1 protein-coding gene is annotated in these 755 nt (G+C 61.2%); it reads left to right on the forward strand.

The features are described 5' to 3' along the window. Positions 1–131: 131 nt before the first annotated feature. The coding region (locus DGA31_RS29445) for a hypothetical protein (RefSeq protein ID WP_109514913.1) at positions 132–755 on the forward strand (624 nt) is incomplete at its 3' end.

A 755-nucleotide genomic window follows, 5' to 3' on the forward strand; every position in this document is an offset into this window, starting at 1 on the left:
ACCCCCTTTGCTTCATGCAAGGCTGAATTCGGTGGCCACCTTGGTCAGGATGTCCAGCCATGAGCCGGCTCAAAGCCGTACGGCTCGCCCCCTCTGATCCTCATTCGGCCTTGCGCCGATCGGCACGGGCTCTGCCCGATCAATATGCCGCACCCCGTTACCTCACTGAGCAACAGCTCAAAAACCCCCTGATTCGCAAAGCCCATGACCGGCTGGGCCATATGGTCGAGAACCGTGGCCAGTACCTGCGCCGCCTGGACCGGGTGCATGGTGACCGGCGTACGCGTCGGGAAAAATTCGAAGCCCTGCAGCAGGTAGCCGAGCAGTTGCTGGTTCGCCTGGACCTGGCCACCAGTGTGCTGGGCTATATCGACCCGGCCAACGGGCGCTATGTGCTCAATACCCAGTGCAATATCGCGAAGGATGCTGGTCTTTCTGCGCCGGCATTGTGCCGGCTGTTCAAGACTATGGATGCCGTCGGCTACGTGTACCGGCGCATCGAGCGTGTGCGCCTGGACGAGAAGGACGATAACGGCCTGCACCTGGTACGCACACGCGTGTTAATCCGGTTTACCAAACTGTTCTGGAACGATCTGGGTCTGGGCTACGTCTTCGAGCGCGTGCAGAAAGCGGCCAAGAAACGCCGCGACGTGGAGCTGCGCGAGATTGGGCAGGCGCGTCTGGGCGAAATGGAGCGGCACTCAAAAGAGCAGCTGCGCCGTGACGTTTCCAGGCAACGCTGGCAGGCCAAGGAA

Source organism: Pseudomonas ovata, from assembly GCF_003131185.1.
Taxonomy (GTDB): domain Bacteria; phylum Pseudomonadota; class Gammaproteobacteria; order Pseudomonadales; family Pseudomonadaceae; genus Aquipseudomonas; species Aquipseudomonas ovata.